The organism is Streptomyces sp. NPDC056628 (assembly GCF_042792555.1).
Classification (GTDB): domain Bacteria; phylum Actinomycetota; class Actinomycetes; order Streptomycetales; family Streptomycetaceae; genus Streptomyces.
Map to the genome: position 1 here is coordinate 36,977 of NZ_JBHTWG010000011.1, position 20,900 is coordinate 57,876.

General features: G+C 72.8%; 21 protein-coding genes, 1 tRNA gene and 1 pseudogene. 10 read left to right on the forward strand and 13 right to left on the reverse strand.

Annotation, left to right across the window (positions count from 1 at the left end; translation table 11 throughout):
• Positions 1-85 precede the first annotated feature (85 nt).
• From ACFRAC_RS16375 to ACFRAC_RS16385, 3 genes are all read right to left on the reverse strand, one after another.
• Complete coding sequence (locus ACFRAC_RS16375; protein ID WP_382924563.1) at positions 86-904, reverse strand: SCO1664 family protein; 819 nt, start codon at positions 902-904, stop codon at positions 86-88.
• Positions 868-1,458 (reverse strand): DUF3090 domain-containing protein, encoded by a 591-nt coding sequence (locus tag ACFRAC_RS16380; RefSeq protein ID WP_361339922.1) that lies wholly within the window; start codon positions 1,456-1,458, stop codon positions 868-870. The genes ACFRAC_RS16375 and ACFRAC_RS16380 overlap by 37 nt, the downstream gene beginning before the upstream one ends.
• A gap of 99 nt (positions 1,459-1,557) precedes the next feature.
• On the reverse strand, positions 1,558-2,244 hold the full coding sequence (locus ACFRAC_RS16385) for a histidine phosphatase family protein (RefSeq protein ID WP_382924564.1): 687 nt from the start codon (positions 2,242-2,244) through the stop codon (positions 1,558-1,560).
• 62 nt (positions 2,245-2,306) lie between these two features.
• Between ACFRAC_RS16385 and corA the strand changes: the two genes are divergently transcribed.
• Complete coding sequence (gene corA / locus ACFRAC_RS16390) at positions 2,307-3,308, forward strand: magnesium/cobalt transporter CorA (protein ID WP_382924565.1); 1,002 nt, start codon at positions 2,307-2,309, stop codon at positions 3,306-3,308.
• Between the two features lie 3 nt (positions 3,309-3,311).
• Here the strand turns inward: corA and ACFRAC_RS16395 are convergent, their stop codons facing one another.
• Together ACFRAC_RS16395 and ACFRAC_RS16400 are read right to left on the reverse strand one after the other, a co-directional pair.
• Positions 3,312-4,100: a ferritin-like domain-containing protein gene (locus ACFRAC_RS16395; protein ID WP_382924566.1), complete on the reverse strand. Its 789-nt coding sequence runs from the start codon at positions 4,098-4,100 to the stop codon at positions 3,312-3,314.
• 235 nt (positions 4,101-4,335) lie between these two features.
• A complete protein-coding gene (locus tag ACFRAC_RS16400) occupies positions 4,336-5,391 on the reverse strand; it encodes an LLM class F420-dependent oxidoreductase (RefSeq protein ID WP_382924567.1) in 1,056 nt (351 codons plus the stop codon).
• A 174-nt stretch (positions 5,392-5,565) separates the two neighbouring features.
• On the opposite strand from ACFRAC_RS16400, the gene ACFRAC_RS16405 reads away from it, so the two are divergent.
• Together ACFRAC_RS16405 and ACFRAC_RS16410 are read left to right on the forward strand one after the other, a co-directional pair.
• Positions 5,566-6,549, forward strand: a complete 984-nt coding sequence (locus ACFRAC_RS16405; protein WP_382924568.1) for an aldo/keto reductase — start codon at positions 5,566-5,568, stop codon at positions 6,547-6,549.
• On the forward strand, positions 6,546-8,681 hold the full coding sequence (locus ACFRAC_RS16410; RefSeq protein ID WP_382924569.1) for a helix-hairpin-helix domain-containing protein: 2,136 nt from the start codon (positions 6,546-6,548) through the stop codon (positions 8,679-8,681). The genes ACFRAC_RS16405 and ACFRAC_RS16410 overlap by 4 nt, the downstream gene beginning before the upstream one ends.
• Positions 8,682-8,775: 94 nt before the next feature.
• Here the strand turns inward: ACFRAC_RS16410 and ACFRAC_RS16415 are convergent, their stop codons facing one another.
• Positions 8,776-9,543 (reverse strand): hypothetical protein, encoded by a 768-nt coding sequence (locus ACFRAC_RS16415; protein ID WP_382924570.1) that lies wholly within the window; start codon positions 9,541-9,543, stop codon positions 8,776-8,778.
• Positions 9,544-9,590: 47 nt separating this feature from the next.
• On the opposite strand from ACFRAC_RS16415, the gene ACFRAC_RS16420 reads away from it, so the two are divergent.
• The gene (locus ACFRAC_RS16420; protein ID WP_005485166.1) at positions 9,591-9,779 is read left to right on the forward strand and encodes a DUF5703 family protein; all 189 of its coding nucleotides are present in this window, start codon (positions 9,591-9,593) and stop codon (positions 9,777-9,779) included.
• Between the two features lie 86 nt (positions 9,780-9,865).
• On the opposite strand, the gene ACFRAC_RS16425 is transcribed toward ACFRAC_RS16420, so the two are convergent.
• The 3 genes from ACFRAC_RS16425 to ACFRAC_RS16435 form a co-directional block, all read right to left on the reverse strand.
• Positions 9,866-10,621, reverse strand: a complete 756-nt coding sequence (locus ACFRAC_RS16425) for a chaplin (protein WP_382924571.1) — start codon at positions 10,619-10,621, stop codon at positions 9,866-9,868.
• Positions 10,622-10,765: 144 nt separating this feature from the next.
• The gene (gene chpH, locus ACFRAC_RS16430) at positions 10,766-10,999 is read right to left on the reverse strand and encodes a chaplin ChpH (RefSeq protein ID WP_382924572.1); all 234 of its coding nucleotides are present in this window, start codon (positions 10,997-10,999) and stop codon (positions 10,766-10,768) included.
• 128 nt (positions 11,000-11,127) lie between these two features.
• The gene (locus ACFRAC_RS16435) at positions 11,128-12,453 is read right to left on the reverse strand and encodes a M20/M25/M40 family metallo-hydrolase (protein WP_382924573.1); all 1,326 of its coding nucleotides are present in this window, start codon (positions 12,451-12,453) and stop codon (positions 11,128-11,130) included.
• Between the two features lie 189 nt (positions 12,454-12,642).
• Here ACFRAC_RS16435 and ACFRAC_RS16440 point away from each other — a divergent pair.
• Positions 12,643-12,727: transfer RNA gene (locus ACFRAC_RS16440), tRNA-Leu, on the forward strand.
• A gap of 78 nt (positions 12,728-12,805) precedes the next feature.
• Complete coding sequence (locus tag ACFRAC_RS16445) at positions 12,806-13,225, forward strand: YchJ family protein (protein ID WP_382924574.1); 420 nt, start codon at positions 12,806-12,808, stop codon at positions 13,223-13,225.
• On the opposite strand, the gene ACFRAC_RS16450 is transcribed toward ACFRAC_RS16445, so the two are convergent.
• Complete coding sequence (locus tag ACFRAC_RS16450; protein WP_361339893.1) at positions 13,222-13,923, reverse strand: FadR/GntR family transcriptional regulator; 702 nt, start codon at positions 13,921-13,923, stop codon at positions 13,222-13,224. The genes ACFRAC_RS16445 and ACFRAC_RS16450 overlap by 4 nt on opposite strands.
• Before the next feature lie 133 nt (positions 13,924-14,056).
• Between ACFRAC_RS16450 and ACFRAC_RS16455 the strand changes: the two genes are divergently transcribed.
• The 4 genes and pseudogenes from ACFRAC_RS16455 (at position 14,057) to ACFRAC_RS16470 (ending at position 17,899) form a co-directional block, all read left to right on the forward strand.
• Positions 14,057-14,575, forward strand: coding sequence for a gluconokinase (locus ACFRAC_RS16455; protein WP_382924575.1), 519 nt, complete (start codon positions 14,057-14,059; stop codon positions 14,573-14,575).
• A gap of 38 nt (positions 14,576-14,613) precedes the next feature.
• A complete protein-coding gene (locus ACFRAC_RS16460; RefSeq protein ID WP_382924576.1) occupies positions 14,614-16,011 on the forward strand; it encodes a GntP family permease in 1,398 nt (465 codons plus the stop codon).
• A 34-nt stretch (positions 16,012-16,045) separates the two neighbouring features.
• Positions 16,046-16,545 (forward strand): annotated as a pseudogene (locus ACFRAC_RS16465) (SDR family NAD(P)-dependent oxidoreductase); the annotation flags it as partial.
• A 208-nt stretch (positions 16,546-16,753) separates the two neighbouring features.
• Positions 16,754-17,899 (forward strand): hypothetical protein, encoded by a 1,146-nt coding sequence (locus ACFRAC_RS16470; protein WP_382924577.1) that lies wholly within the window; start codon positions 16,754-16,756, stop codon positions 17,897-17,899.
• On the opposite strand, the gene ACFRAC_RS16475 is transcribed toward ACFRAC_RS16470, so the two are convergent.
• The 3 genes from ACFRAC_RS16475 to ACFRAC_RS16485 all read right to left on the reverse strand — a co-directional run bounded on the left by ACFRAC_RS16475 (position 17,853) and on the right by ACFRAC_RS16485 (position 20,845).
• Positions 17,853-18,476, reverse strand: a complete 624-nt coding sequence (locus tag ACFRAC_RS16475; RefSeq protein WP_382924578.1) for a cytochrome b/b6 domain-containing protein — start codon at positions 18,474-18,476, stop codon at positions 17,853-17,855. The two genes, ACFRAC_RS16470 and ACFRAC_RS16475, sit on opposite strands and share 47 nt — an antisense overlap.
• A complete protein-coding gene (locus ACFRAC_RS16480; RefSeq protein WP_382924579.1) occupies positions 18,460-19,206 on the reverse strand; it encodes a molybdopterin-dependent oxidoreductase in 747 nt (248 codons plus the stop codon). The genes ACFRAC_RS16475 and ACFRAC_RS16480 overlap by 17 nt, the downstream gene beginning before the upstream one ends.
• Before the next feature lie 91 nt (positions 19,207-19,297).
• Positions 19,298-20,845, reverse strand: coding sequence for an APC family permease (locus ACFRAC_RS16485; protein ID WP_382924580.1), 1,548 nt, complete (start codon positions 20,843-20,845; stop codon positions 19,298-19,300).
• Positions 20,846-20,900: the final 55 nt, after the last annotated feature.

Sequence of the window (20,900 nt, forward strand, 5' to 3'; positions counted from 1 at the left end):
TCCGTATACGAACCGGACCGGGCCGGATGGCCGGTAAGGCGGTCTTGTGTGGCGGCGGCCGGTGTGCTGCCGGCCGCCGCGCGTCCTACACGGGCGGCCAGGGGATGGCCGGCCAGTCGCCGCCGGGCTGCGGGTGGACGCCGGTGGCCAGCAGGGTGGCGACCCGCGCACGGGTGGCGTCCATCTCGGCGGGGGTGATGAGCTGCCCGAGGCGCGCCGCGAGGGCCCCGTCGTCCTTCAGCCCTTCGTCCAGGGTGTGCAGGACCCGCAGGGCGTCCTCCGTCAGCGGCTCCCCCGCCCAGCCCCACAGCAGGGTCCGCAGCTTGTTGTCGACGTGGAAGGTCACGCCGTGGTCGATGCCGTGGAGCCGGCCGTCCGCGGTGGGCAGCAGATGCCCGCCCTTGCGGTCGGCGTTGTTGATCACGGCGTCCAGGACGGCGAGCCGCCGCAGCCGTTCGTCGTCGGCGTGCACGAGCAGCGCGGTGCGGCCCTCGCCGACCTCGGCGAAGCCGATCGCCTTCCATCCGGGCTCCGGCTCCTCCCCGTCCACGAGAGCGAGCAGTTCCGCCTCGGGGGTCACGTCGATCCACAGCTGGACCATGCCCTCGCCGTACGGCCCGTCGCGCAGCACGGTGGGCGGGACGAGCCCCCAGCCGGTCGCCTCGGAGACCTCGTACGCGGCGACCTCCCGCTCGGCGAGGGTGCCGTCGGGGAAGTCCCACAGCGGCTGCTCGCCGGCGACCGGCTTGTAGACGCAGGACGCCTCACGCCCGCCGTGGGCCACGGTGCACAGGAGCGCGGCGTTGGACGCCTCGCGGATGCGGCCGCGCACCGTCAGCTCACCCTCGGTGAGCAGGTCCACGGGGGTCACGCTCCGCGGCGGTATCCGTTCTGGCGCGGACATACGTGTCCTTCCGGGTCGAGCGGGAGGCTGCACAGCGGGCACGGCGGCCGCCCGGCGTTGACGACGTCGAGGGCGCGTTTGGCGAAGGCCCTCGCCTGGGCGCCGGTGAGCCGGACCCGCAGCATCGGGGGGCCGTTCTCCTCGTCCTGGAGGAGCCGCTCCTCGGCCTCGGCGAGGTCCTCCTCGGTCTCGGCGTCGAGCTCCACCAGGGCCTGCGCCTCGACGATCATGCGCTGTTCCTCGCCGTCCCAGGCCAGGGCCATGGTGCCGACGCGGAACTCCTCCTCGACGGGCGTCTCCAGCGGGCCGGTGTCGGCGATCTCACTGGGGGCCACGACGGGGACGGCGGCGCTGCCCCCGCTGCGCCGTACGACCTCGTCCAGCAGTTCGTCCATGCGCTCGGCGAGGGCGGCGACCTGTGTCTTCTCCAGGGCCACGCTGGTCACCCGGGGGCCGGCGGTGGCCTGGAGGAAGAACGTACGGCGTCCGGGCAGTCCGACCGTGCCGGCCACGAAACGGTCCGGGGGGTCGTAGAGGAACACCTGACGGGACACGTCCTGTCTCCATGGGGGTCGTGAGTACGGCGGTTCGTGGGCATCACGGGTGGTGCGGGCGGCGCTGCTTCGACCGCTTCACCCTACTGCGCCGGACGATCACGGTGCGCCCGCGCCGCCCCCGACGGCGGCGTCACCGGCGGCGGGCCCCTCACGGGGCGCGAGGGACGCGAAGTCGCCGGTGTCCCCGAGGCGTACGAGGAACGGCCTCAGACGGGTGTAACGGATCGCGGTGATGGAACACGGTTCAACGGAGATCCTCTGGAAGAGGTCGAGATGAAGACCGAGTGCGTCCGCGACGAGCGACTTGATGATGTCGCCGTGCGAGCACATGAGATAGACGGCGTCGGCGCCGTGGTCGCGCTCCACGCGCGCGTTCCACTCGCGGACGGCCTCCGCGGCGCGGGTCTGCATGGCCCGCATCGACTCGCCGCCGGGGAACGCGGCCGAGGAGGGGTGGGCCTGGACGACCTCCATCAGCGGCTCGTCCTTGAGGTCGGCGAGCTTACGGCCGGACCAGTCGCCGTAGTGGCACTCGCCGATGCGCTCCTCGGTGTGCGCGGTGAGGCCGGGGCGGGCGTCCAGCAGGGGGCGGATCGTCTCCTGACAGCGCTGCAGGGGGCTGCTGACGACCTCGGCGATCGGCAGGGCGGCGAGCCGGGCGGGCAGCGCGGCGGCCTGCCGGGTCCCGCGTTCGTCGAGGGCGACGCCGGGCGTCCAGCCGGCGAGCACCCCTTCGGTGTTGGCGGTGGAACGTCCGTGGCGGACCAGGATCAGCGTGGGCATGCCGCCCAGCCTAGGCATACGGGCGGACACACTCGGGACCGGATGACGGGAGAACACACCCTGTGATCGTCGACTGCGCCATCTACCGTGACGGGCGTCGCTCGGAGGAGCCCCCTCGGGATTTCTCCGACGCTCTCGACCTGTGCCGTCTGCGGGACGACGCCTTCGTGTGGATCGGCCTGCACGAGCCGACCGAGGACGAGTTCGGCAAGGTCACCGAGGAGTTCGGGCTGCATCCGCTGGCCGTGGAGGACGCCTTGAAGGCGCACCAGCGGCCCAAGATGGAGGTGTACGACGACTCGCTGTTCGTGGTCCTCAAGCCGGTCGCCTACGAGCCGAAGAGCGACGTGGTCACCGCGGGTGAGGTGATGGTGTTCATCGGCGACTCCTTCGTGGTGACGGTCCGGCACGGCGAGGAGACCACGCTCGGGGCCGTCCGCGAGCGTTTGGAGGGCGATCCGGACATGCTGCGGCACGGCCCGACGGCGGTGCTGTACGCGGTCGCCGACTCCGTGGTCGACCACTATCTCGAGGTGGCCGAGGAACTGAGCATCGACCTGGAGGAGGTGGAGGCGGAGGTGTTCTCGCCGACGGCGGGCGGCTCGCGGAACACGGCCTCGCGCATCTACGCCTTCAAACGGCAGGTCCTGGAGTTCCGCAGGGCGACGGGCCCACTGGCGAACCCCCTGGTCCGGCTCGCCCAGACCGGGCCGACCGGCACACGGGTGCCGTTCGTGCGCGACGACGCGCAGCCGTTCTTCCGGGACGTGAGCGACCACCTCACGCGCGTGAACGAGTCGGTGGAGGGCTTGGACCGGCTGGTCTCGGACGTCCTGTCGGCTCATCTGGCGCAGACGGGCGTGCAGCAGAACGACGACATGCGCAAGATCTCCGCGTGGGCGGCCATGGCCGCTCTCCCCACGCTGCTCGCGGGGATTTACGGCATGAACTTCGAGCACATGCCCGAGCTGACCTGGGTGTGGTCGTACCCGGCGCTGCTCGCGATCATGGCCGCCCTGGAGCTCCTGCTGTACCGGACCTTCAAGCACCGGGGCTGGCTGTAGAGGTCAGGCGAACTCGGGGGCCGAGGTGGCCGGTCCGCCGAGGGCGTCGCGGCGCTCCGGCATCGACAGGGACACCATGCGCCGCCAGCCCGCGATCCGCTCCCAGGCGTACACCGCATGGATGCCCGCGGCGAGTACCGCGGCCTTGGGCCGGGACCAGCCCAGGATGCGGCCCATGTGGTCCATGACCGCGAGGCTGACGTCGCGGTAGATACGGATCTCGGCGAGCGCGCTCTCGCGCAGGGTCCGCTGGATGGCCCGGCCGTGGCCCCGGGCGGCGTAGCGCAGGAGTTCCTCGTGGCAGTAGGCGAGGTGGTTGTCCTCGTCGCCGGAGATCATCCGCACCGCACGGCCGATGTCGGGGTGGTCGGCGAAGTGCCTGCGCAGCAGTTCCATCTGCTCGGAGGCCCGCTGCTCGGTGACCCGGCTGTGCGCGAGGTAGGTGACGATGTCCTGCAGGGTGAGCGGCTGGTCGCTCTTGAGCTTGTCGTGGGCGAGGCCGATGCCGTGCCGCTCGAGAAGCATCGTGTAGTCGGTCTCGGGCGGGACGGGCACCGGTTCGAGGCCGCGCTTCTTCAGCAGGGCGTTGAAGATCCGCCCGTGCTTGTCCTCGTCGGCGCCGTGCCTGGAGATCTTGGGGGCGAGGGCGCGTTCGCTCGGGGGGACGAGCGCGGCGATGCGCGCGTTCTCCCAGCCGCCCTGGGACTCGCCACTGGCCGCGATGGAGCAGAACAGCCGGAACGACTCGTCGTTGGCGAGGATCTCCTGGAACAGACTCTTGGCCGAAAGCATCGTGGGCCACCTCTCTCAGGACGCCGCAGGATTACCGCGAAGAACGAGTCAAATGCGGTGAGAGTGGTGCTGCAACAGCTGTGTCGGACAACTGGGCCGAACGGATGACCCGCGGGGCACGACGGGAGCGTAACCACCCGGGGCACGCGCGCGTTGTTCTCCGTGACGGCCGTGGCGGGGAAGACCCCCGAGCCCCCACCACGGCCGTAGGAATGTCCGGGACCGGCCCCCGGGGTCAGGCCAGGCCGGCGCGCTCCAGGGCCTCGACGCCGGCGCGCAGCGAGCGCAGCCGCTCGTCGAGGGTGAAACCGGCCGGGGCGAGGGACAGCGTGGTGACGCCGGCGGCGGCGTAGGCCTTCATCCGGTCGGCGATGCGGTCGACGGAGCCGAGCAGCGTGGTCCGGTCGATCAGCTCCTGCGGTACGGCGGCCGCGGCGCCCTGCTTGTCGCCGGAGAGGTACTTGGCCTGGATGTCGGCGGCTTCCTTCTCGTAGCCCATGCGCTGCGCGAGCTGGTTGTAGAAGTTCTGCTTGGCGCTGCCCATGCCGCCGACGTACAGCGCGGTGTAGGGGCGGAAGGTGTCGGCGAGCGCGGCGACGTCCTTGTCGTCGCCCACGGCGAGCGGCAGCGTCGGGCAGACGTCGAAGCCGTCGAGGGTCTTGCCGGCCTTCTCGCGGCCCGCCCGCAGGTGCCGGATGGTGGTGTCCTCCAGGTGGTCCGCGGAGGGGAAGATGAGCAGGGCGCCGTCGGCGATCTCGCCGGTCTGCTCCAGGTTCTTCGGGCCGATCGCGGCGATGTAGAGCGGGATGTGCTCGCGCTGCGGGTGCACGGTCAGCTTGATCGGCTTGCCGGGGCCGCCGGGCAGCGGCAGCGTCCAGTGCTCGCCCTCATAGCTGAGGCGCTCGCGGGTCATGGCCCGGCGGACGATCTCGACGTACTCGCGGGTGCGGGCGAGCGGCTTGTCGAACTTGACGCCGTACCAGCCCTCGGAGACCTGCGGTCCGGAGACGCCGAGGCCGAGCCGGAAGCGGCCGCCGGACAGGGAGTCCAGGGTCGCGGCGGTCATCGCGGTCATCGCGGGCTGGCGGGCCGGGATCTGGAAGATCGCGGAGCCGACGTCGATGCGTTCGGTCTGGGCGGCGACCCAGCTGAGCACGGTGGCCGCGTCCGAGCCGTACGCCTCGGCGGCCCAGCACACGGCGTACCCGAGCCGGTCGGCCTCCTGCGCGACGGCGAGATTGTCCGCGTCCATTCCGGCACCCCAGTAGCCGAGGTTGATCCCGAGCTGCATGGCCGACTCCTCTTACCGATCAGTAACGTCCTGGTGGGCCAGACCTTAGCGCGGGGGGCCGGTCACGGGGAGGGCGGTGTGGCGGGCGTCGCCCGGCCGGGGCCGCCCACCGCGCCGAAACTGGTCATCCACAGGCCCCCACAGGTCAGGTTCTGGCCAGTAATCTCGGCGTTCATGGAGCAGAGGCATCTCGGCCGCACCGGCCTGCGCGTGTCCCGGATCGGGCTCGGCACCCTCACCTGGGGAAGGGACACCGACGAGCACGACGCTGCGGACCTCCTGAAGACGTTCTGGGAGGCGGGCGGCACCCTCGTCGACACGGCCGACGTGTACGGCGACGGGGAGGCGGAGTACCTGCTGGGCCGGCTCATGGAAGGGCTCGTCCCGCGCCGGGACCTGGTCATCTCGACGAAGGCGGGGAGCGTCCCCGACCCCGACCGCAGGGTCGACGGCTCGCGCGGCCATCTGCTCTCCGCGCTGGACGCCTCGCTGGCCCGCCTCGGCACGGAGTACGTCGACATCTGGCACATCCACGCCTACGACCCGCACACCCCGCTCGACGAGGCGCTGCACGCCCTCGACCTGGCGGTGTCCAGCGGCCGCGCCCGCTACGTCGGCGTCTCCAACTTCTGCGGCTGGCAGCTCGCCAAGGCGGCCACCTGGCAGCTCGCGGCGCCGGGCACCCGGACCCGGCTGGCGAGCACGCAGCTGGAGTACTCGCTGCTCCAGCGGGGCGTGGAGCGTGAGGTGCTGCCCGCCGCGCTGGACCTGGGGGTCGGCCTGCTGCCGTCGTCGCCGCTGGGCCGGGGCGTGCTGACCGGCAAGTACCGCAACGGGACGCCACCGGACTCGCGCGGCGGTTCGGAGCACCTGGCCCCGTTCGTCGCCCCGTACCTCGACGACACGGCGAGCCGCATCGTGGACGCCGTGCAGACGGCCGCCGACGGGCTGGCCGTCTCCCCGCTCCAGGTCGCCCTCGCCTGGGTCCGGGACCGGCCCGGCGTGACCGCACCCGTCATAGGCGCGCGCACCGCGCAGCAGCTCACGGCCGCGTTGTCAGTGGAGGACCTTAGTCTTCCTGACGAGATCTGCCGGGCGCTCGACGACGTCTCCGCGCCCGTGCACCACTATCCCGATCACGACTGGAGCACGCTGTGAGCACGGAGCCGCCCGAGACCACGGAGGACGCCGAGCCGGGGACGCCGGCGGACGAGCCGGCCGGCACCGAGGGGCCGGAGGGCGCGGCCCCCGCGGCCGAAGGCGACGCGGCGAAGCAGTTGTCGGAGGCCGAGGCCGAGCTCGCCGCCCAGCGCCTGGAGCGGGAGCGGATCGAGCGGCGCAAGGCCGAGAAGCAGGCGCCCGTGGCCGCCGGGGCCAAGCTCAGCGGCAAGGCCGCGGACCTGCTGGCCGCGGTGCGGGCCGTGGAGAGCGGCGCCAAGCCCGCCGCCACCGTCTTCAGCGAGCCGGAGCCGCCGCGCCGCGCCGCGCCCGAGCCGGTGCGCCGCCCCGAGCCCGTGGCCGAGCCGGGCGCGCCCGCGGCGCCCGCACCGGAGAGCGTCGAGGCGGTGCGGGGCGTGCTGACCGAGGGCGGCGCCCCGGAAGGGCTCGCCCCGCAGGTGGCGGCGGTCCTCGGTGAGACCGCCGCGCAGGCGCTGCGGGAGGACCCGTGGCAGCTGCTGCGGGTCGCCGGCGTACGGCCCGAGCAGGCGGACGGGTTCGCGCGGGCGCTGCTCGGCGCCGAGTGCGCACCGGACGACGAGCGGCGCGGACGCGCGGTCACCGGATGGCTGCTGGAGCAGGCCGCGATCGCCGGGCACACGGCGCTGGAGCTGCCGGCGCTGACGGCCGCGCTGGCCCGGCAGGGGGTGCCCGACCCGGACGCGGCCGTGCAGGACACGCTGGCCGAGGGCGAGGCCCTGGCGTTCCAGGACGCCCTGGAGGAGCCCGGCGCCCCGGCCGCCGCGGGCGGTGAGGCGGGCGAGGACGAGGAGCGGCCGGTCCGCGTCCTCGTCGGCCTCGAGCGGTACGCCCTCGCGGAGGAGAGCCTCGCCGACGGCCTGGCCCGGCTGATCAACTCGGTGCCCAAGCAGGACGGTTCGGCCGAGGACTGGGAGAGGGCGGCGAGCGGCGCGGGTTCCGCCGCCGAGCTGATCCGCGCGGTCGCCGCGCACGGCCTCGTCCTGCACACCGGCGGGGAGGCGTCGCTGGCCGAGCCGGCGGCCCTGCTGCGTGCGGCGGGGGCGCTGGGACTGCGGGCCTGGGCCGCCGCACACACCCCGGGCGGCCGGGACCGCTTCACGGCCCTGTCCGACGGGCCGGAGGCGGGGAGCGGGGGGACCGTGGCGACCGTCGCCGGTCTGCTCTCCGGCGCGGAGGGCCCCGGCCGGGACACGGACGGCGCCCTCGACCTCGACCTGCTGATCGTGCTGGACGCGCCGCTGCTGGATGTCGAGACGGCGGCCCTCCTGACCGAGTCGCTGCCCGACGGGGCCCGGCTGGTGCTGGCCGGCGACCCCGGAGTGCTGTGGTCGGCGGGCCCGGGCCGGGTGTTCGCCGATCTGCTGGCGGCGCGGGTCTGCCCGCAGCTCGCCTCGCGGCGCCCTGATCCCGGCCCGCTGGGCGAGCTGGTGTCCGGCATCGGCGTCGGCGAGCTCCACCAGGTGGAGGCCCCCGGCAAGGAGGTCGTGATCGTGCCGGTACGAAACGCCGGTGAGGCTGTCCACCGCACCGTGCAGCTCGTCGCGGACTCGGTGCCGCGGGCGATCGGCGTCTCGCCCGAGGACACCCAGGTGATCACGCCGGGACACGGCGGCGCGGCCGGTACGCGCGCGCTCAACGCCGCGCTCAAGGAACGCCTCAACCCCGGCCCGGGCCGCTTCGGCGGCTTCGACCCCGGGGACCGCGTCGCCTACTCCCCCGCACCGGGCCGTACGGTGCCGGGGCAGGTCGTGGGGGCCGACGCCGAGGGGCTGCGGCTGACCTGCGCGGGAGAGGCCGTGCTCGTGCCGAGGGCGCGGGTGGAGCAGTCCGTGCGGCACGGCTGGGCGCTCACCGCGCACCAGGCGGCGGGCGGCCGCTGGCCGGCGGTGGTCGTGGTCCTGCCCGGTGACGCCGCCCAGGCGCTGAGCCGTCCCTGGGTCTACACGGCCTTCAGCCGCGCCGACCGCCATCTGTCCGTCGTCCACGGTGTGGAGCAGGCCCTGCCCCGGGCCGTCGCCGAGGTCCAGGCGAAGCCGCGCACGACCCGGCTGGCCGCGCTGCTGCGGCCGCAGGTGCCGACGCCGGCGTGAGCTGACGGCCCGCTCACGACGACGGCGGCGGTCACGGAGGGTTTCTCCGTGACCGCCGCCGCCGTCGTCGCCTGTCGCGTGGGCGCGGGGCGCTTCAGCGCCGGTCCACGTCGTCGTCCGCGTCCAGGGGCTCGATCTCGGCCTCGTCGTCGTCTCCGTCGTCCTCGTCTCCGTCCTCGTCCGGTTCGGTGTCGAGTTCCTCCTCGAGGTCGTCGTCGGCGTCCTCGTCGGGGTCCTCCGCCTCCTCGACGTCGTCCAGGTCGTCGTCGAAGACGGTGCTCACGTCGAAGCGGCAGATCACCCGCTGCGGGTCGGCGCCGTCGAAGGGCGCCTCCAGCCACTCGCCGGGGTCGGCCTGCTCGTCCGACGCGGTCACCCAGAGCGTCGAGTCGCCCTCCTCCAGGCCGAACTCCTTGTGCCGGGAAGCGATCTCGTCCGGCTCGAACTCGCCGAACAGCACCCCCAGCGCTCCGTGCACGGTGCCCGAGGCGTCCACGTCCGCGCCGCCGTAGTCCGCCGCCTCGATCCGCTCGGCCTGGGCCAGCAGCCGCTGCGGCTCCACCACGGAGTAGTCGCGCCGGATCAGCACGCTGACCGCGCTCGGCTCCTCGGGCCCCGTGTACGGGGGCAGTGCGTCCTCGGTGCCGGGGATCTCGAAGGGGGTGACCTCGTCGTAGCGGTCGTAGAGCAGCTCGTCGTAGGCCTCGGCGGCGGCGGCCAACTCGTTGAACGCCTCGTAGACGGCCGGGTCGTCCTCACCCGACCGGCGTTCGACGGCGGCCAGGTGGCGGTCGAGCGCGGTCTTGACCGCCTCGGCGGCGGCGCGTACCTCGGCAGCGGTGGGCTGCACAGCATCAGACATAGTGCAGACGCTATCCGTACCGGGCCCCAGCCCGCACAATAGATGCGATGCCGGAATACGAATTTGTCGACGTGTACGTACCGCGCGGGGTCTCCCGCAAGGACGCCACACGTCTGCTGACGGACCATGCCGAGTACGGACACTGGGAGTTGGACCGCCTGAGTCTGCTGCGCGACGGCAGCCGCCGGGTGCGGTTGCGCCGCCGGATCATCCGCCAGGTGCGGGCCACCTGGTGAGCTGAGCCACAGACCGGACGGACGGAACGGAGGCGGGCCCCGCGTGGACGGGGCCCGCTGTGTTCGTACCGGTCCGCTATGTCCTGCTAGGCGGACTGACGGGCCTTGCGGTACAGGACCGCGCCCGCGAGCAGTGCGCCGGCGCCGACCGGCAGGACGAGGCCCATCGGGACGTCGCTGCCGGTGTGGGCGAGCTGGGCGTCGCCCTGGGGCTGGGTGACGAAGTGGGCGCCCGGCTGGTTGCCGTGCGAGCCGCCGCCCGGGGTGTTCGGCTCCTCGGGCGTACCGGGGTTGCCGGGCTCACCGGGGTTGCCCGGCTCTCCAGGGTTGCCGGGGTTCCCCGGGTTACCGGGCTCACCAGGGTTGCCGGGGTTCCCCGGGTTGCCGGGGTTGCCCGGCTCCTCGGGCGAACCGGGCGGGTTCTGGTGGCCACCGCCGTTGGCGCAGTCGTTGCCCTCGGCAGCGTTGCCGATGCCGATGACGTCGACCGTGTTGCCGCAGACGTTGACCGGCACGTGCACCGGGACCTGGACGTGGTTGCCGGAGCCGATGCCCGGCGAGTCACTGGCGTGCCCGTCGGCCTTGGCGCCCGAGCCGCCCTTGTTGGCGCAACTGTTGCCCATCGCGGGGTTGAGGACGCCCACCACGTTGACGGTGTTGCCGCAGATGTTGACCGGCACGTCCACCGGCACCTGCACCGAGTTGCCCGACAGCACGCCGGGCGAGTGGGACGAGGAGCCGTGCGCACTCGAGCCGGTGGCGTGCGCGGCGCCGCCCGCGGCCGCGATGACCCCGGTCGCCGCCGCCACGGTCATCAGGCCCTTGCGGGTGACCTGTCGCATTGCTGGATACCTGCCTTCGACCTTGTTCCGAGAAGACACGTCGGGAGATCGGCCGACGTTCCGTAAAGGCCGGTCGGCCCCGGAGCGCATGGCACGCACTCCGGGGCCGACGGCTCAGCCCTGGTCACAGGGCGAGACACAACGTCACTTGTTGATGCAGGTGTTGCCGAAGGCGGGGTTCAGCAGCCCGATCACGGAGACCGTGTTGCCGCAGACGTTCACGGGGACGTGAATCGGAGCCTGAATCACGTTGCCGGACACGATGCCCGGGGAGTGCACGGCGGCACCCTGGGCACCGGAGTCGGCAACGGCCAGGCCCGCGCCCGCGAGAACCAGCCCACCGGTGGCAGCCGCAGCAGCGACGACCTTCTTGATCATTGTTCCTCCTTGTTGGCAATGCGATCTCACTTGCTGATCGCAACACCTGTAACGAGGAGCGGTTAATAGAGATACGACCCTATGAGCGTGTTCACCCGCCCAGATCACATCCCGTACGCCAGGTCGAATTACGACGCGTCGATGAACCGGTCGAGCACCCGCACCCCGAAACGCAGCCCGTCGACCGGTACGCGCTCGTCGACGCCGTGGAACATGCCCGCGAAGTCCAGCTCCGGGGGGAGCTTCAGCGGGGCGAACCCGAAGCCGCGGATGCCGAGGTCGTCGAAGGACTTGGCGTCGGTGCCGCCGGACAGCATGTACGGGATGGCCTTGGCCGCCGGGTCCTCCGCGACCAGCGCGGACTGCATCGCGGCCACGAGGGCCCCGTCGAAGCCGGTCTCGACGGCCTTGTCGGCGTGCACGTCCTCGCGCCGCACGTTCGGTCCGAGGATGCGGTCGAGGTCGGCCAGGAACTCCTCCTCGTACCCGGGCAGGAAGCGGCCGTCGACGTGCGCGGTGGCCTCGCCGGGGATGACGTTGACCTTGTAGCCGGCGTTCAGCTGGGTCGGGTTGGCCGTGTTGCCGAGGGTGGCCCCGATGAGCTTGGCGATGCCGCCGAGCTTGGCGAGGGTGCCCTCCATGTTCTCGGGGTCGAGCTCGGTGCCGAGCGCGTCGCCCAGCTCGTCGAGGAAGGCGCGGGTGGTCTTGGTGACCCGGACCGGGAACTTGTGCCGGCCGAGCCGCGCGACGGCCTCCGACAGCTCGGTGATGGCGTTGTCCCGGTGGATCATCGAGCCGTGCCCGGCGGTGCCGGCCACGGTCAGCTTCATCCAGTGCATGCCCTTCTCGGCCGTCTGGATCAGATAGAGCCGCCGCTCCTCGCTCACCGTGAACGAGAACCCGCCGACCTCGCTGATGGCCTCCGTGACGCCCTCGAAGAGGTCCGGGTGCTTGTCGACGAGGAACCGGGCGCCGTAGGTGCCGCCGGCCTCCTCGTCGGCGAGGAAGGCGAGCACGATGTCCCGGGGGGGCTTGCGGCCGCTGCGCAGCCGGTCGCGGACGACCGCGAGGGTCATCGCGTCCATGTCCTTCATGTCGACGGCTCCGCGCCCCCACACACAGCCGTCGGCGATCTCGCCGGAGAACGGATGGTGGGTCCAGTCGTCGGCGTTGGCCGGGACGACGTCGGTGTGGCCGTGGATGAGCAGCGCGGGCCGGGAGGGATCCTCGCCCTCGATGCGCGCCACGGTGGAGGCGCGCCCCGGGTGCGACTCGAAGATCTTCGGCTCCAGGCCCACCTCGGCGAGCTTCTCGGCGACGTACTCGGCCGCCGCGCGCTCGCCGGGGCCCGAGTGGTCCCCGTAGTTGCTGGTGTCGATGCGGATCAGCTCGCGGCAGAGGTCCACGACCTCGTCCTCGCCGGTGACGCTCCTGGTCGTGTCCGTGTCGCTCACGCTGCTTCCTCCCGCGGTGTCACTGCTGGTGGGTCCCCCTCATCCTCTCTCTCCGCCCGGCACGGCCCAAGACCGGGCGCACCTCGTCACACGCCGTTCACGCCGCTCCGGGGGGTGATCGGGAGCCCTTCGAAAGCCTGGTAGTGTTTTCTCTGTCGCCGCGAGGGAGACCCGCGCGAAAGACACCTTGTCCGGGTGGCGGAATGGCAGACGCGCTAGCTTGAGGTGCTAGTGCCCTTTATCGGGCGTGGGGGTTCAAGTCCCCCCTCGGACACAGATCGGACAGCCCCTCCTGGTGAGGGGCTGTTCTCGTTGTGGGCGGGTTCGTCGCGCGCGGGCCGGCACCGGCACAATGGGGCCCATGTCCCGACGTGCCGCCCGTGCCACCTCCATGCCCAGGTCCTCGGACGGGTGCCCGTGCGGGCTGCCCGGTTCCTACGAGGCGTGCTGCGGGCGGTTCCACTCCGGGGCGGCGGCCGCGCCGACCGCCGAGGCGCTGATGCGGTCGCGGTACAGCGCGTTCGTCCGGGGCGAGGTGCCGTATCTGCTGCTCACCTGGCATCCGCGGACGCGGCCGGGCCGGCTGGAGCTGGATCCGGGGATGCGGTGGACGGGCCTGGAGATCCTCGGGACGGCGGACGGCTCGGCGTTCCACACCACGGGGACGGTGACCTTCCGGGCCTCGTTCCGCGGCGGATCGCTGCACGAGCGCAGCCGGTTCGAGCGGGTGGACGGCGCCTGGGTCTACGTCGACGGGGAGTTCCTGAGCTAGGGGGCCAGGATGTCGAGCTCCTGCAGGGCGCCGACCGCGATCTCGCGGGTGAGGTGCTCGGCGCGGACGGCGTCGCCGGCGCGGACCGCCTCGGCCACCTGGACGTGCAGGGTGACCGCCGCCGGGTCGGGGTCCTCGAACATGACCTCGTGATGGGTGCGACCGGCCAGGACCTCGGCGACGACGTCGCCGAGCCGGGCGAACATCTCGTTGCCCGAGGCGTTGAGGATGACGCGGTGGAAGGCGATGTCGTGCAGGAGGTAGCCCTCCAGCTGGTGGCCGCGTGAGTGGGCGACCATGCCGAGGGCGCACTCGGTGAGTTCGGCGCACTGCCCGGCCGTGGCGTGCTTGGCGGCCAGGCCCGCCGCCACCGGTTCCACGGCGGAGCGCAGCACGGTGAGCGAACGCAGCTGGTGCGGGCGGTCGGCACCGGCCAGCCGCCAGCGGATGACCTGGGGGTCGTAGACGTTCCACTCGGCCTTGGGGCGGACCGTGACACCGACGCGGCGGCGGGACTCGACCAGGTGCATGGACTCCAGGACGCGGACCGCCTCGCGCATCACCGAGCGTGAGACGTCGAAGCGCTGGGCGAGTTCGTCCGTGCGCAGCACGCTGCCCGGCGGGTACTCGCCCGCGGTGATCGCGGGGCCGAGGGAGTCCAGTACTCGGCCGTGCAGCCCCCGGCCCGTTGTGCTCATGCACTCAGCGTACGGGCCGGATCACGGGACAAAAAGTCAGACTTATATGTCACAGACTCTTGATTCGTCGTACCTAATGGGTTTCAGTGTCCGTCGACATCACGTGTCGACGAGGACAGACAGTGAGGCAGCGATGAACACCCCCCATGTCGTCGTGGTCATGGGCGTCGCGGGCACCGGGAAAACCACCATCGGTCCCCTGCTCGCGGCCCGCCTCGGCGTTCCCTACGCCGAGGGCGACGACTTCCACTCCGAGGCCAACATCGCCAAGATGTCGGCCGGCACCCCGCTCGACGACGACGACAGGTGGCCGTGGCTCGACGCCATCGGCGCCTGGGCGCACCGCCGGGCCGGGCTCGGCGGAGTGGTCAGCTGCTCCGCGCTGAAGCGCTCGTACCGCGACCGGTTGCGGGCCGCCGCGCCGGACGTCGTGTTCGTGCACCTCGCGGGTGACCGCGCGGTGATCGAGGACCGGATGTCCCACCGGCAGGGGCACTTCATGCCGACCGCGCTGCTCGATTCCCAGTTCGCCGCCCTCCAGCCGCTCCAGGAGGACGAGGCGGGCGTCGCCGTGGACGTGGCCGGCAGCCCCGAGGAGATCACCGAACGCGCCGTCACGGCCCTGACGGCGCTCCCCGAGCCGACCGTGTAACCCCCCTCCCCACCCCCGTACCTGCAAGGGAAACACCCGTGACCAGACTCAGCGTCGAGATGCTGGCAGCGGACCCCGTCGAGCCCATCACCTCGGCGGGACACGCTCAGCTCGGTGTCGCCGTCCTGGTGGGCATCGCCGTCATCGTGCTGCTCATCACCAAGTTCAAGCTCCACGCCTTCCTGTCCCTGACCCTCGGGTCGCTGGTGCTCGGCGCGATCGCCGGCGCACCGCTGGACAAGGTCATCGCCAGCTTCACCACCGGCCTCGGTTCCACGGTCGCGGGCGTCGGCGTACTGATCGCCCTGGGCGCCATCCTCGGCAAGATGCTCGCCGACTCCGGCGGCGCCGACCAGATCGTCGACACCATCCTCGCCAAGGCGGGCGGCCGCTCGATGCCGTGGGCGATGGTGCTGATCGCCTCCGTGATCGGACTGCCGCTCTTCTTCGAGGTCGGCGTCGTCCTGCTGATCCCGGTCGTGCTGATGGTCGCCAAGCGCGGCAACTACTCGCTCATGCGCGTCGGCATCCCGGCGCTGGCCGGTCTGTCCGTGATGCACGGTCTGGTCCCGCCGCACCCCGGCCCGCTGGTCGCGATCGACGCGGTCGGCGCCAACCTGGGCGTCACCCTGGCGCTCGGCGTCCTCGTCGCGATACCGACGGTGATCATCGCCGGCCCGGTGTTCTCGAAGTACGCCGCGCGCTGGGTGGACGTCCCGGCGCCGGAGCGGATGATCCCGCAGCGCGCCTCGGAGGTGCTGAAGAAGCGTCCCGGCTTCGGCGCCACCCTGGCGACGATCCTGCTGCCGGTCGTCCTGATGCTGTCCAAGGCGCTGGTCGACATCGTCGTGGACGACCCGGAGAACACCGTCCAGCGGGTCTTCGACGTCGTCGGCTCGCCGCTGATCGCCCTGCTCGCCTCCGTGCTCGTCGGCATCTTCACGCTGCTGCGGCCGGCCGGGTTCGGCAAGGAACGCGTCTCCCCGCTCGTCGAGAAGGGCCTCGCGCCGATCGCGGGCATCCTGCTGATCGTCGGCGCCGGCGGCGGCTTCAAGCAGACGCTGATCGACACCGGCGTGGGCCAGATGGTCCTGGACATCTCCAAGGACTGGTCGATCCCCGCGCTGCTGCTGGCCTGGCTGATCGCGGTGGCGATCCGGCTGGCGACGGGCTCGGCGACCGTGGCCACCGTCTCCGCGGCCGGTCTGGTCGCCCCGCTCGCGGCCGACATGTCGACCACGCACACGGCCCTGCTCGTCCTGGCCATCGGTGCCGGCTCGCTGTTCTTCAGCCATGTCAACGACGCCGGGTTCTGGCTGGTGAAGGAGTACTTCGGGCTGAACGTCGGGCAGACCATCAAGACCTGGTCCGTCATGGAGACGATCATCTCCGTGGTCGCCGGCGGCACGGTCCTGCTGCTGTCCCTGGTGTTGTAGGGGTACGGCGACGGCGGCCCACCCGCTCTTCGACATCTCCGGGCGCGCGGCCCTGGTCACCGGTTCCAGCCGGGCCATCGGACGCGCGCTCGCCCGTGGCCTGGCCGGGGCCGGCTGCACGGTCGTCCTCGACGGACGGTCGGCGAACGCCTCGCGCAGGCCGCCAAGGAACTGCCCGGGGACGTCCGTACGGCCGTGTGCGACGTGACCGACGGCCCGTCGGTGGCGGCGGGCATCGCGGACGTCGAGGAGCGGGTGGGCCCGCTGCACATCCTGGACACCACCCTCACCGGCGCGTTCCTGGTGGGCCGGGCGGCCGCCCGGCGGATGACGGAACGCGGCCACGGCAAGGTCGTCGACATCTGCTCGCCGCGGAGCGACGTCGTCCGGCCGGGCATCGCGCCCTACGCCGCCACCAAGGGCGCGCTGAAGACGCTCACCCAGGGCAGGTGCGCCGACTGGGGCCCGTACGGCGTCCAGGTCGGCGGACTCGGCCCCTGCCGCCTCGAGACCGAGCCGACCCGGCCCCCCGTCGACGTACAGCGCGTGCTGTGAGCGGAGCTCCGGCGAGCGGCCCGGTTCCGCCGGTCCTCCCGTCATCTTGTCCCGGATGCCCGGAAGGTTCCCTGTCGGCGCCCTGTCGATGTCCTCACGCCTTCCCCAGGAGCGCGCGGGGCCCGATGATGTGGTGATCCCCCGGAGGCCGCCGCGACCGTCGGGGGCACGGACGTCGGGGGGTCTCATGGCGGTTTCCCTCGGGATGCGCATCTCGGGGCTGCTGTTCGTCGGCGCGGTGGCGGTGGCCGCCGCCGCCTTCACCGGCCTGGAGGGCGGCGACCGCGCGGACGGCGGGGGCGGCGGCCCGGCGGTGACCGCCGGGCCCTCCACCGGGCCGGTGACGGCCTCGCCCTCCCCCTCCACTCGTCAGCGCCCGGACGGGCACATCGGCGCGCCCGCGGTCACCGGCGCGCCCGGTGCCGTCGCGGACGGCGCCCCGCCGCGCCGGTCCGCGAGCCCCGCGCCCTCGGAGAGCCGCGACCACTTCGTGGCACCCGCCTGGCTGCCGCCCGGTCCCGGCTCACCGGACCTCGACGGCACGGCCGACCCGGCGAGCGTGTACGACCGGCTCCGGGACCCCGGCGCGTGCGGGACCGCGCTGGACGGTGTGCCCGAGGCGGCGGACGGCGACGAGTGGACGCTGCTGCGGGCCCTGTCGTCGGCCTGTCTGGCCGTGCAGGGCGAGGGCGGCGACTGGGAGCAGGCGGACCGGGACCACGCGGCCCTGGCCGGCGAGGTGCGGTCCTGCAAGGGGCGTGCCGCCTACGCGGTGCTGGGCGGGCTGCTCGACTTCCACCGGCGCAGCCCCGGCGCGACCGTGCGGCTGCGGACGCCGGCCGGCGGGACCCCGGCGTGCGGGTACCGGATCGCGGGCGTGGACACGGGCGGCGACGGCACCGCGCGGCCCGCCGAGGTGATCGGCATCGAGCTGGCGGACACCTACTTCGACCCCGCCGAACTGCCGCGGGCCGCGACGGTGACGGTCGGGGGCCGGCAGGTGCCGGGCGTCCCCCTGCTGGGACCGCGCTCCGGCGACACGGTCGTCCTGTCCGTCGTGGTCCCGGCGCTCGGGCCGGGACCGGTGGACGTGTCCCTCCGGTACGGCGGCGACGAGGTGCGCCTGCCACAGGCCTTCACGGTCGCCCCGCCGGACGTGGTCCCCGACCCGGCACCCGAACAGGACACCGGCGGCGGTCAGGACGTGCAGGCGCCCTCGGCCGAGGTGCCGGCCGGGCTCATGTCGTTCGCTCGGCCAGGGGCGCCACAGGGAGGGCTGGAGCAGGTCACGGGCGCCACGCCGAGTGCTCCCGGTCGGCCCACTCGCGGCTGACAGTGCCGGTGCGCAGGCCGTGGCGGGATTCCGGGTCGGCCAGGGCCATGCCGATGTGACCGGCGACGACGACGCCGAGGGTGAGCGCGAGCCAGTCGTGCACGAAGGTGGCGCTGGTGCGCCAGCGCAGGGGGGTGAGGTGGGTGAACCACATCAGCAGGCCGGTGCCGAGCATCACCAGCGTCGCCCCGGCGAGCCAGGAGGCGTAGATCTTCTGCCCGGCGTTGAACTTGCCCGCCGGGCGGGAGCCGGGGCGCCGGTCGCGGCGCAGGACGGCCCGCAGCCAGATCCGGTCGTGCGGGCCGAAGCGGTTGAGGAGTCCCAGGTCGCGGCGGAAGGCGCGGGAGACCAGTCCGGCCAGGGCGGGCACGGGCAGGGCGAGGCCGGCCCACTCGTGGACGCGGACCACGAGTTCGCGGCGGCCCACCAGCTCGGCGAACTGCGGGATGTAGAGGCAGGCCGCCGTGACCACGCACACCCCCATCAGCGCGGCGGTGGCGCGGTGCACCCGGCGGGCGGCCGGGGTGAAGCGGCGGACCTCCGTGGCCGGGCGGCGCGCGTCAACTCGTGGGGGCATCGTCACGTCCGTTCGAGCGGCCGACCCAGGCGTCGACGTCGTAGCCCCGTTCCTCCCAGTAGCCCGGCCGCACGTCCCGGGTGACGGTGATGCCGGAGAGCCACTTGGCGGACTTGTAGAAGTACATGGGGGCGACGTAGAGGCGCGCGGGGCCGCCGTGGGCGTGGCCGAGGTCCTCGTCCCGCATGCGCAGGGCGACCATGACGTCGGAGCGGCGGGCCTGGTCGAGGGTGAGGCTCTCGGAGTAGGCGCCGTCGAAGCAGGTGAAGCGCACGGCGCCCGCGCCGGGGCGCATGCCGGCCGCGTCGAGCAGCCGGGACAGCCGTACGCCTTCGAAGGGGGTACCGGGGACCCGCCAGCCGGTGACGCACTGGACGTCGCGGACGAGCCGGGTCTGCGGGAGGGCTCGGAGATCGGCCAGCGTGTAGGAGTGTGGACGGTCGACGAGGCCGTCCACAGTCAGGCGGTAGGCGGTGGCGCTCTTCCGGGGGACGGAGGAGGTGACCGAGTAGTAGCGGAAGCCGCCGCCGTTGGGCAGCAGGTCGGCCAGGCCGGTGGGGTCCTTGTCGGACGCTCCGGCGAGGAAGGACTCCAGGCCGCGTTGCAGAGTGGGCGCGGTGACCACGCCGAGGACGCCGAGACCGAGGGTGCCGAGGAGGACGCGGCGGCCGACGGGCCTGCCCTGCTCCTCGCCCTCCGCCTCGGGGGCGCCGGGCTGTTCGGGGTTCACCCCCTCATTCGAACACCCGCGGCCCGGGCGGAGCCAGGGATCGCGGGTGTTCGTCAGACTTCCGTCATCTGTCGGGTGCCGGAGCGCCGGATCACGAGGTCTCCTCGGCGGCCTTGTCGAGCTGGAACGCCTCGTTGCCTAGGCCGAGGCGCGCGTGCCGTTCCGGGGCGCGCGAGCGCAGCAGCAGACCCTGGACGACCCCGGCGGCCAGGGCGAGGGCGATGACCGAGGGCAGGACCCAGCTCAGGGCGGAGCCCGGGCCGGCGCCGATCAGGACGTCGAAGTCCTTGACCGTGTAGACGACGATGAAGAGCAGTGCCAGGACGGACAGCGCGGAGGCGGCGAGCCGCCAGAACTGGGCCGCGGCGGCACCGCGCCGGACGAAGAAGGCGATCACGGAGACCGAGGCGGCGGCCATCAGGGCGGTGACGCCCAGCGCGCCGAGGCTGCCCATCCAGGTGAACAGGTGCAGGACGGGTGCGGTGGGGTCGCCGGCCGGCTTGTCGTCGGTGAGCGCGAAGGCGGCGACGGCGACCAGCGAGACGCCGGTCTGCAGGAGCGAGCCGGTGCTGGGGGCGCCGCTGACGCCGCTGGTGCGGCCGAAGGCGGCGGGCAGCAGGCCCTCGCGGCCCATGGCGAAGGCGTAGCGGGCGACGACGTTGTGGAAGCTGAGCATGGCCGCGAACATGCCGGTCACGAACAGCACGTGCAGGACGTCGGTGAAGGTCGCGCCGAGGAGGTCCTCGGTGAGGAAGAAGAGCATGCCGGCGCTCTGCTCCTGGGCGGTGCCGACGACGGCGGAGGGCCCGGTGGCGACGGTGTACGCCCAGCAGCTGATCGTGTAGAACACCGCGATACCGCCGATGGCCAGGAACATCACGCGGGGCACGAGGACGTGCGGGCGGCTGGTCTCCTCGGCGTAGACGGGTGCCTGTTCGAAGCCGAGGAAGGCGGCGACGCAGAAGCACAGGGCGGTGCCGATGCCCGCGCCGGTGAGGGTGTCGGGGTTGAAGGCGTGCAGCGACAGCCCCTCCTTCGCGGGACCGGAGATCGCGGCGACGTCGAAGATCACGACGAGGACGACCTCGATGACCAGCAGGACGCCGAGCACGCGCGCGTTCAGGTCGATCTTCAGCCAGCCGAGCGCGCCGACGGCGAGTGCCGCGAGCAGGGCCGGTATCCACCAGGCGATCTCCAGGTCGAGGTAGGTGGCGAACAGCCCGGAGACCTCGAAGCCGAAGATGCCGTAGATGCCGACCTGGAGGGCGTTGTAGGCGACGAGCGCGACCATCGCGGCGCCGGCGCCGGCCGTGCCGCCGAGGCCGCGGGAGATGTAGGCGTAGAAGGCGCCCGCGTTGTGGACGTGCCGGCTCATCTCGGCGTAGCCGACGCTGAAGAGGGCGAGGACGAGGCCGAGGATCACGAACAGCAGCGGCTGCCCGACCACGCCCATCACCCCGAAGGTCGTGGGCATGACACCCGCGACGACCATGAGGGGCGCGGTCGCCGCGAGCACGGACAGCAGCAGGCCCGCGGTGCCCAGCCGGTCGGCGCGCAGGGCGCGGTCCTGCCCCTTGAACGTATTGATCCCGCCGTCGCCGGCGGTGGCGCTGCTGATGCTGGAACTGCCCGTCGTCATCGAATGTCCGTCCTTCGTCGGGTCGGGTGGCGCTGGGGGTGTCCTGAGGGTCCGC

Coding starts and splice junctions, on each gene's coding strand:
- ACFRAC_RS16445 (WP_382924574.1), top strand. CDS start 12,806: ATGGGGCCCATGTCCCGACGTGCCGCCCGTGCCACCTCCATGCCCAGG.
- ACFRAC_RS16415 (WP_382924570.1), bottom strand. CDS start 9,543: ATGTCTGATGCTGTGCAGCCCACCGCTGCCGAGGTACGCGCCGCCGCC.
- ACFRAC_RS16425 (WP_382924571.1), bottom strand. CDS start 10,621: ATGCGACAGGTCACCCGCAAGGGCCTGATGACCGTGGCGGCGGCGACC.
- ACFRAC_RS16450 (WP_361339893.1), bottom strand. CDS start 13,923: ATGAGCACAACGGGCCGGGGGCTGCACGGCCGAGTACTGGACTCCCTC.
- ACFRAC_RS16400 (WP_382924567.1), bottom strand. CDS start 5,391: ATGCAGCTCGGGATCAACCTCGGCTACTGGGGTGCCGGAATGGACGCG.
- ACFRAC_RS16455 (WP_382924575.1), top strand. CDS start 14,057: ATGAACACCCCCCATGTCGTCGTGGTCATGGGCGTCGCGGGCACCGGG.
- ACFRAC_RS16470 (WP_382924577.1), top strand. CDS start 16,754: ATGGCGGTTTCCCTCGGGATGCGCATCTCGGGGCTGCTGTTCGTCGGC.
- ACFRAC_RS16385 (WP_382924564.1), bottom strand. CDS start 2,244: ATGCCCACGCTGATCCTGGTCCGCCACGGACGTTCCACCGCCAACACC.
- ACFRAC_RS16475 (WP_382924578.1), bottom strand. CDS start 18,476: ATGCCCCCACGAGTTGACGCGCGCCGCCCGGCCACGGAGGTCCGCCGC.
- ACFRAC_RS16405 (WP_382924568.1), top strand. CDS start 5,566: ATGGAGCAGAGGCATCTCGGCCGCACCGGCCTGCGCGTGTCCCGGATC.
- ACFRAC_RS16375 (WP_382924563.1), bottom strand. CDS start 904: ATGTCCGCGCCAGAACGGATACCGCCGCGGAGCGTGACCCCCGTGGAC.
- ACFRAC_RS16485 (WP_382924580.1), bottom strand. CDS start 20,845: ATGACGACGGGCAGTTCCAGCATCAGCAGCGCCACCGCCGGCGACGGC.
- ACFRAC_RS16420 (WP_005485166.1), top strand. CDS start 9,591: ATGCCGGAATACGAATTTGTCGACGTGTACGTACCGCGCGGGGTCTCC.
- ACFRAC_RS16395 (WP_382924566.1), bottom strand. CDS start 4,100: ATGCTTTCGGCCAAGAGTCTGTTCCAGGAGATCCTCGCCAACGACGAG.
- chpH (WP_382924572.1), bottom strand. CDS start 10,999: ATGATCAAGAAGGTCGTCGCTGCTGCGGCTGCCACCGGTGGGCTGGTT.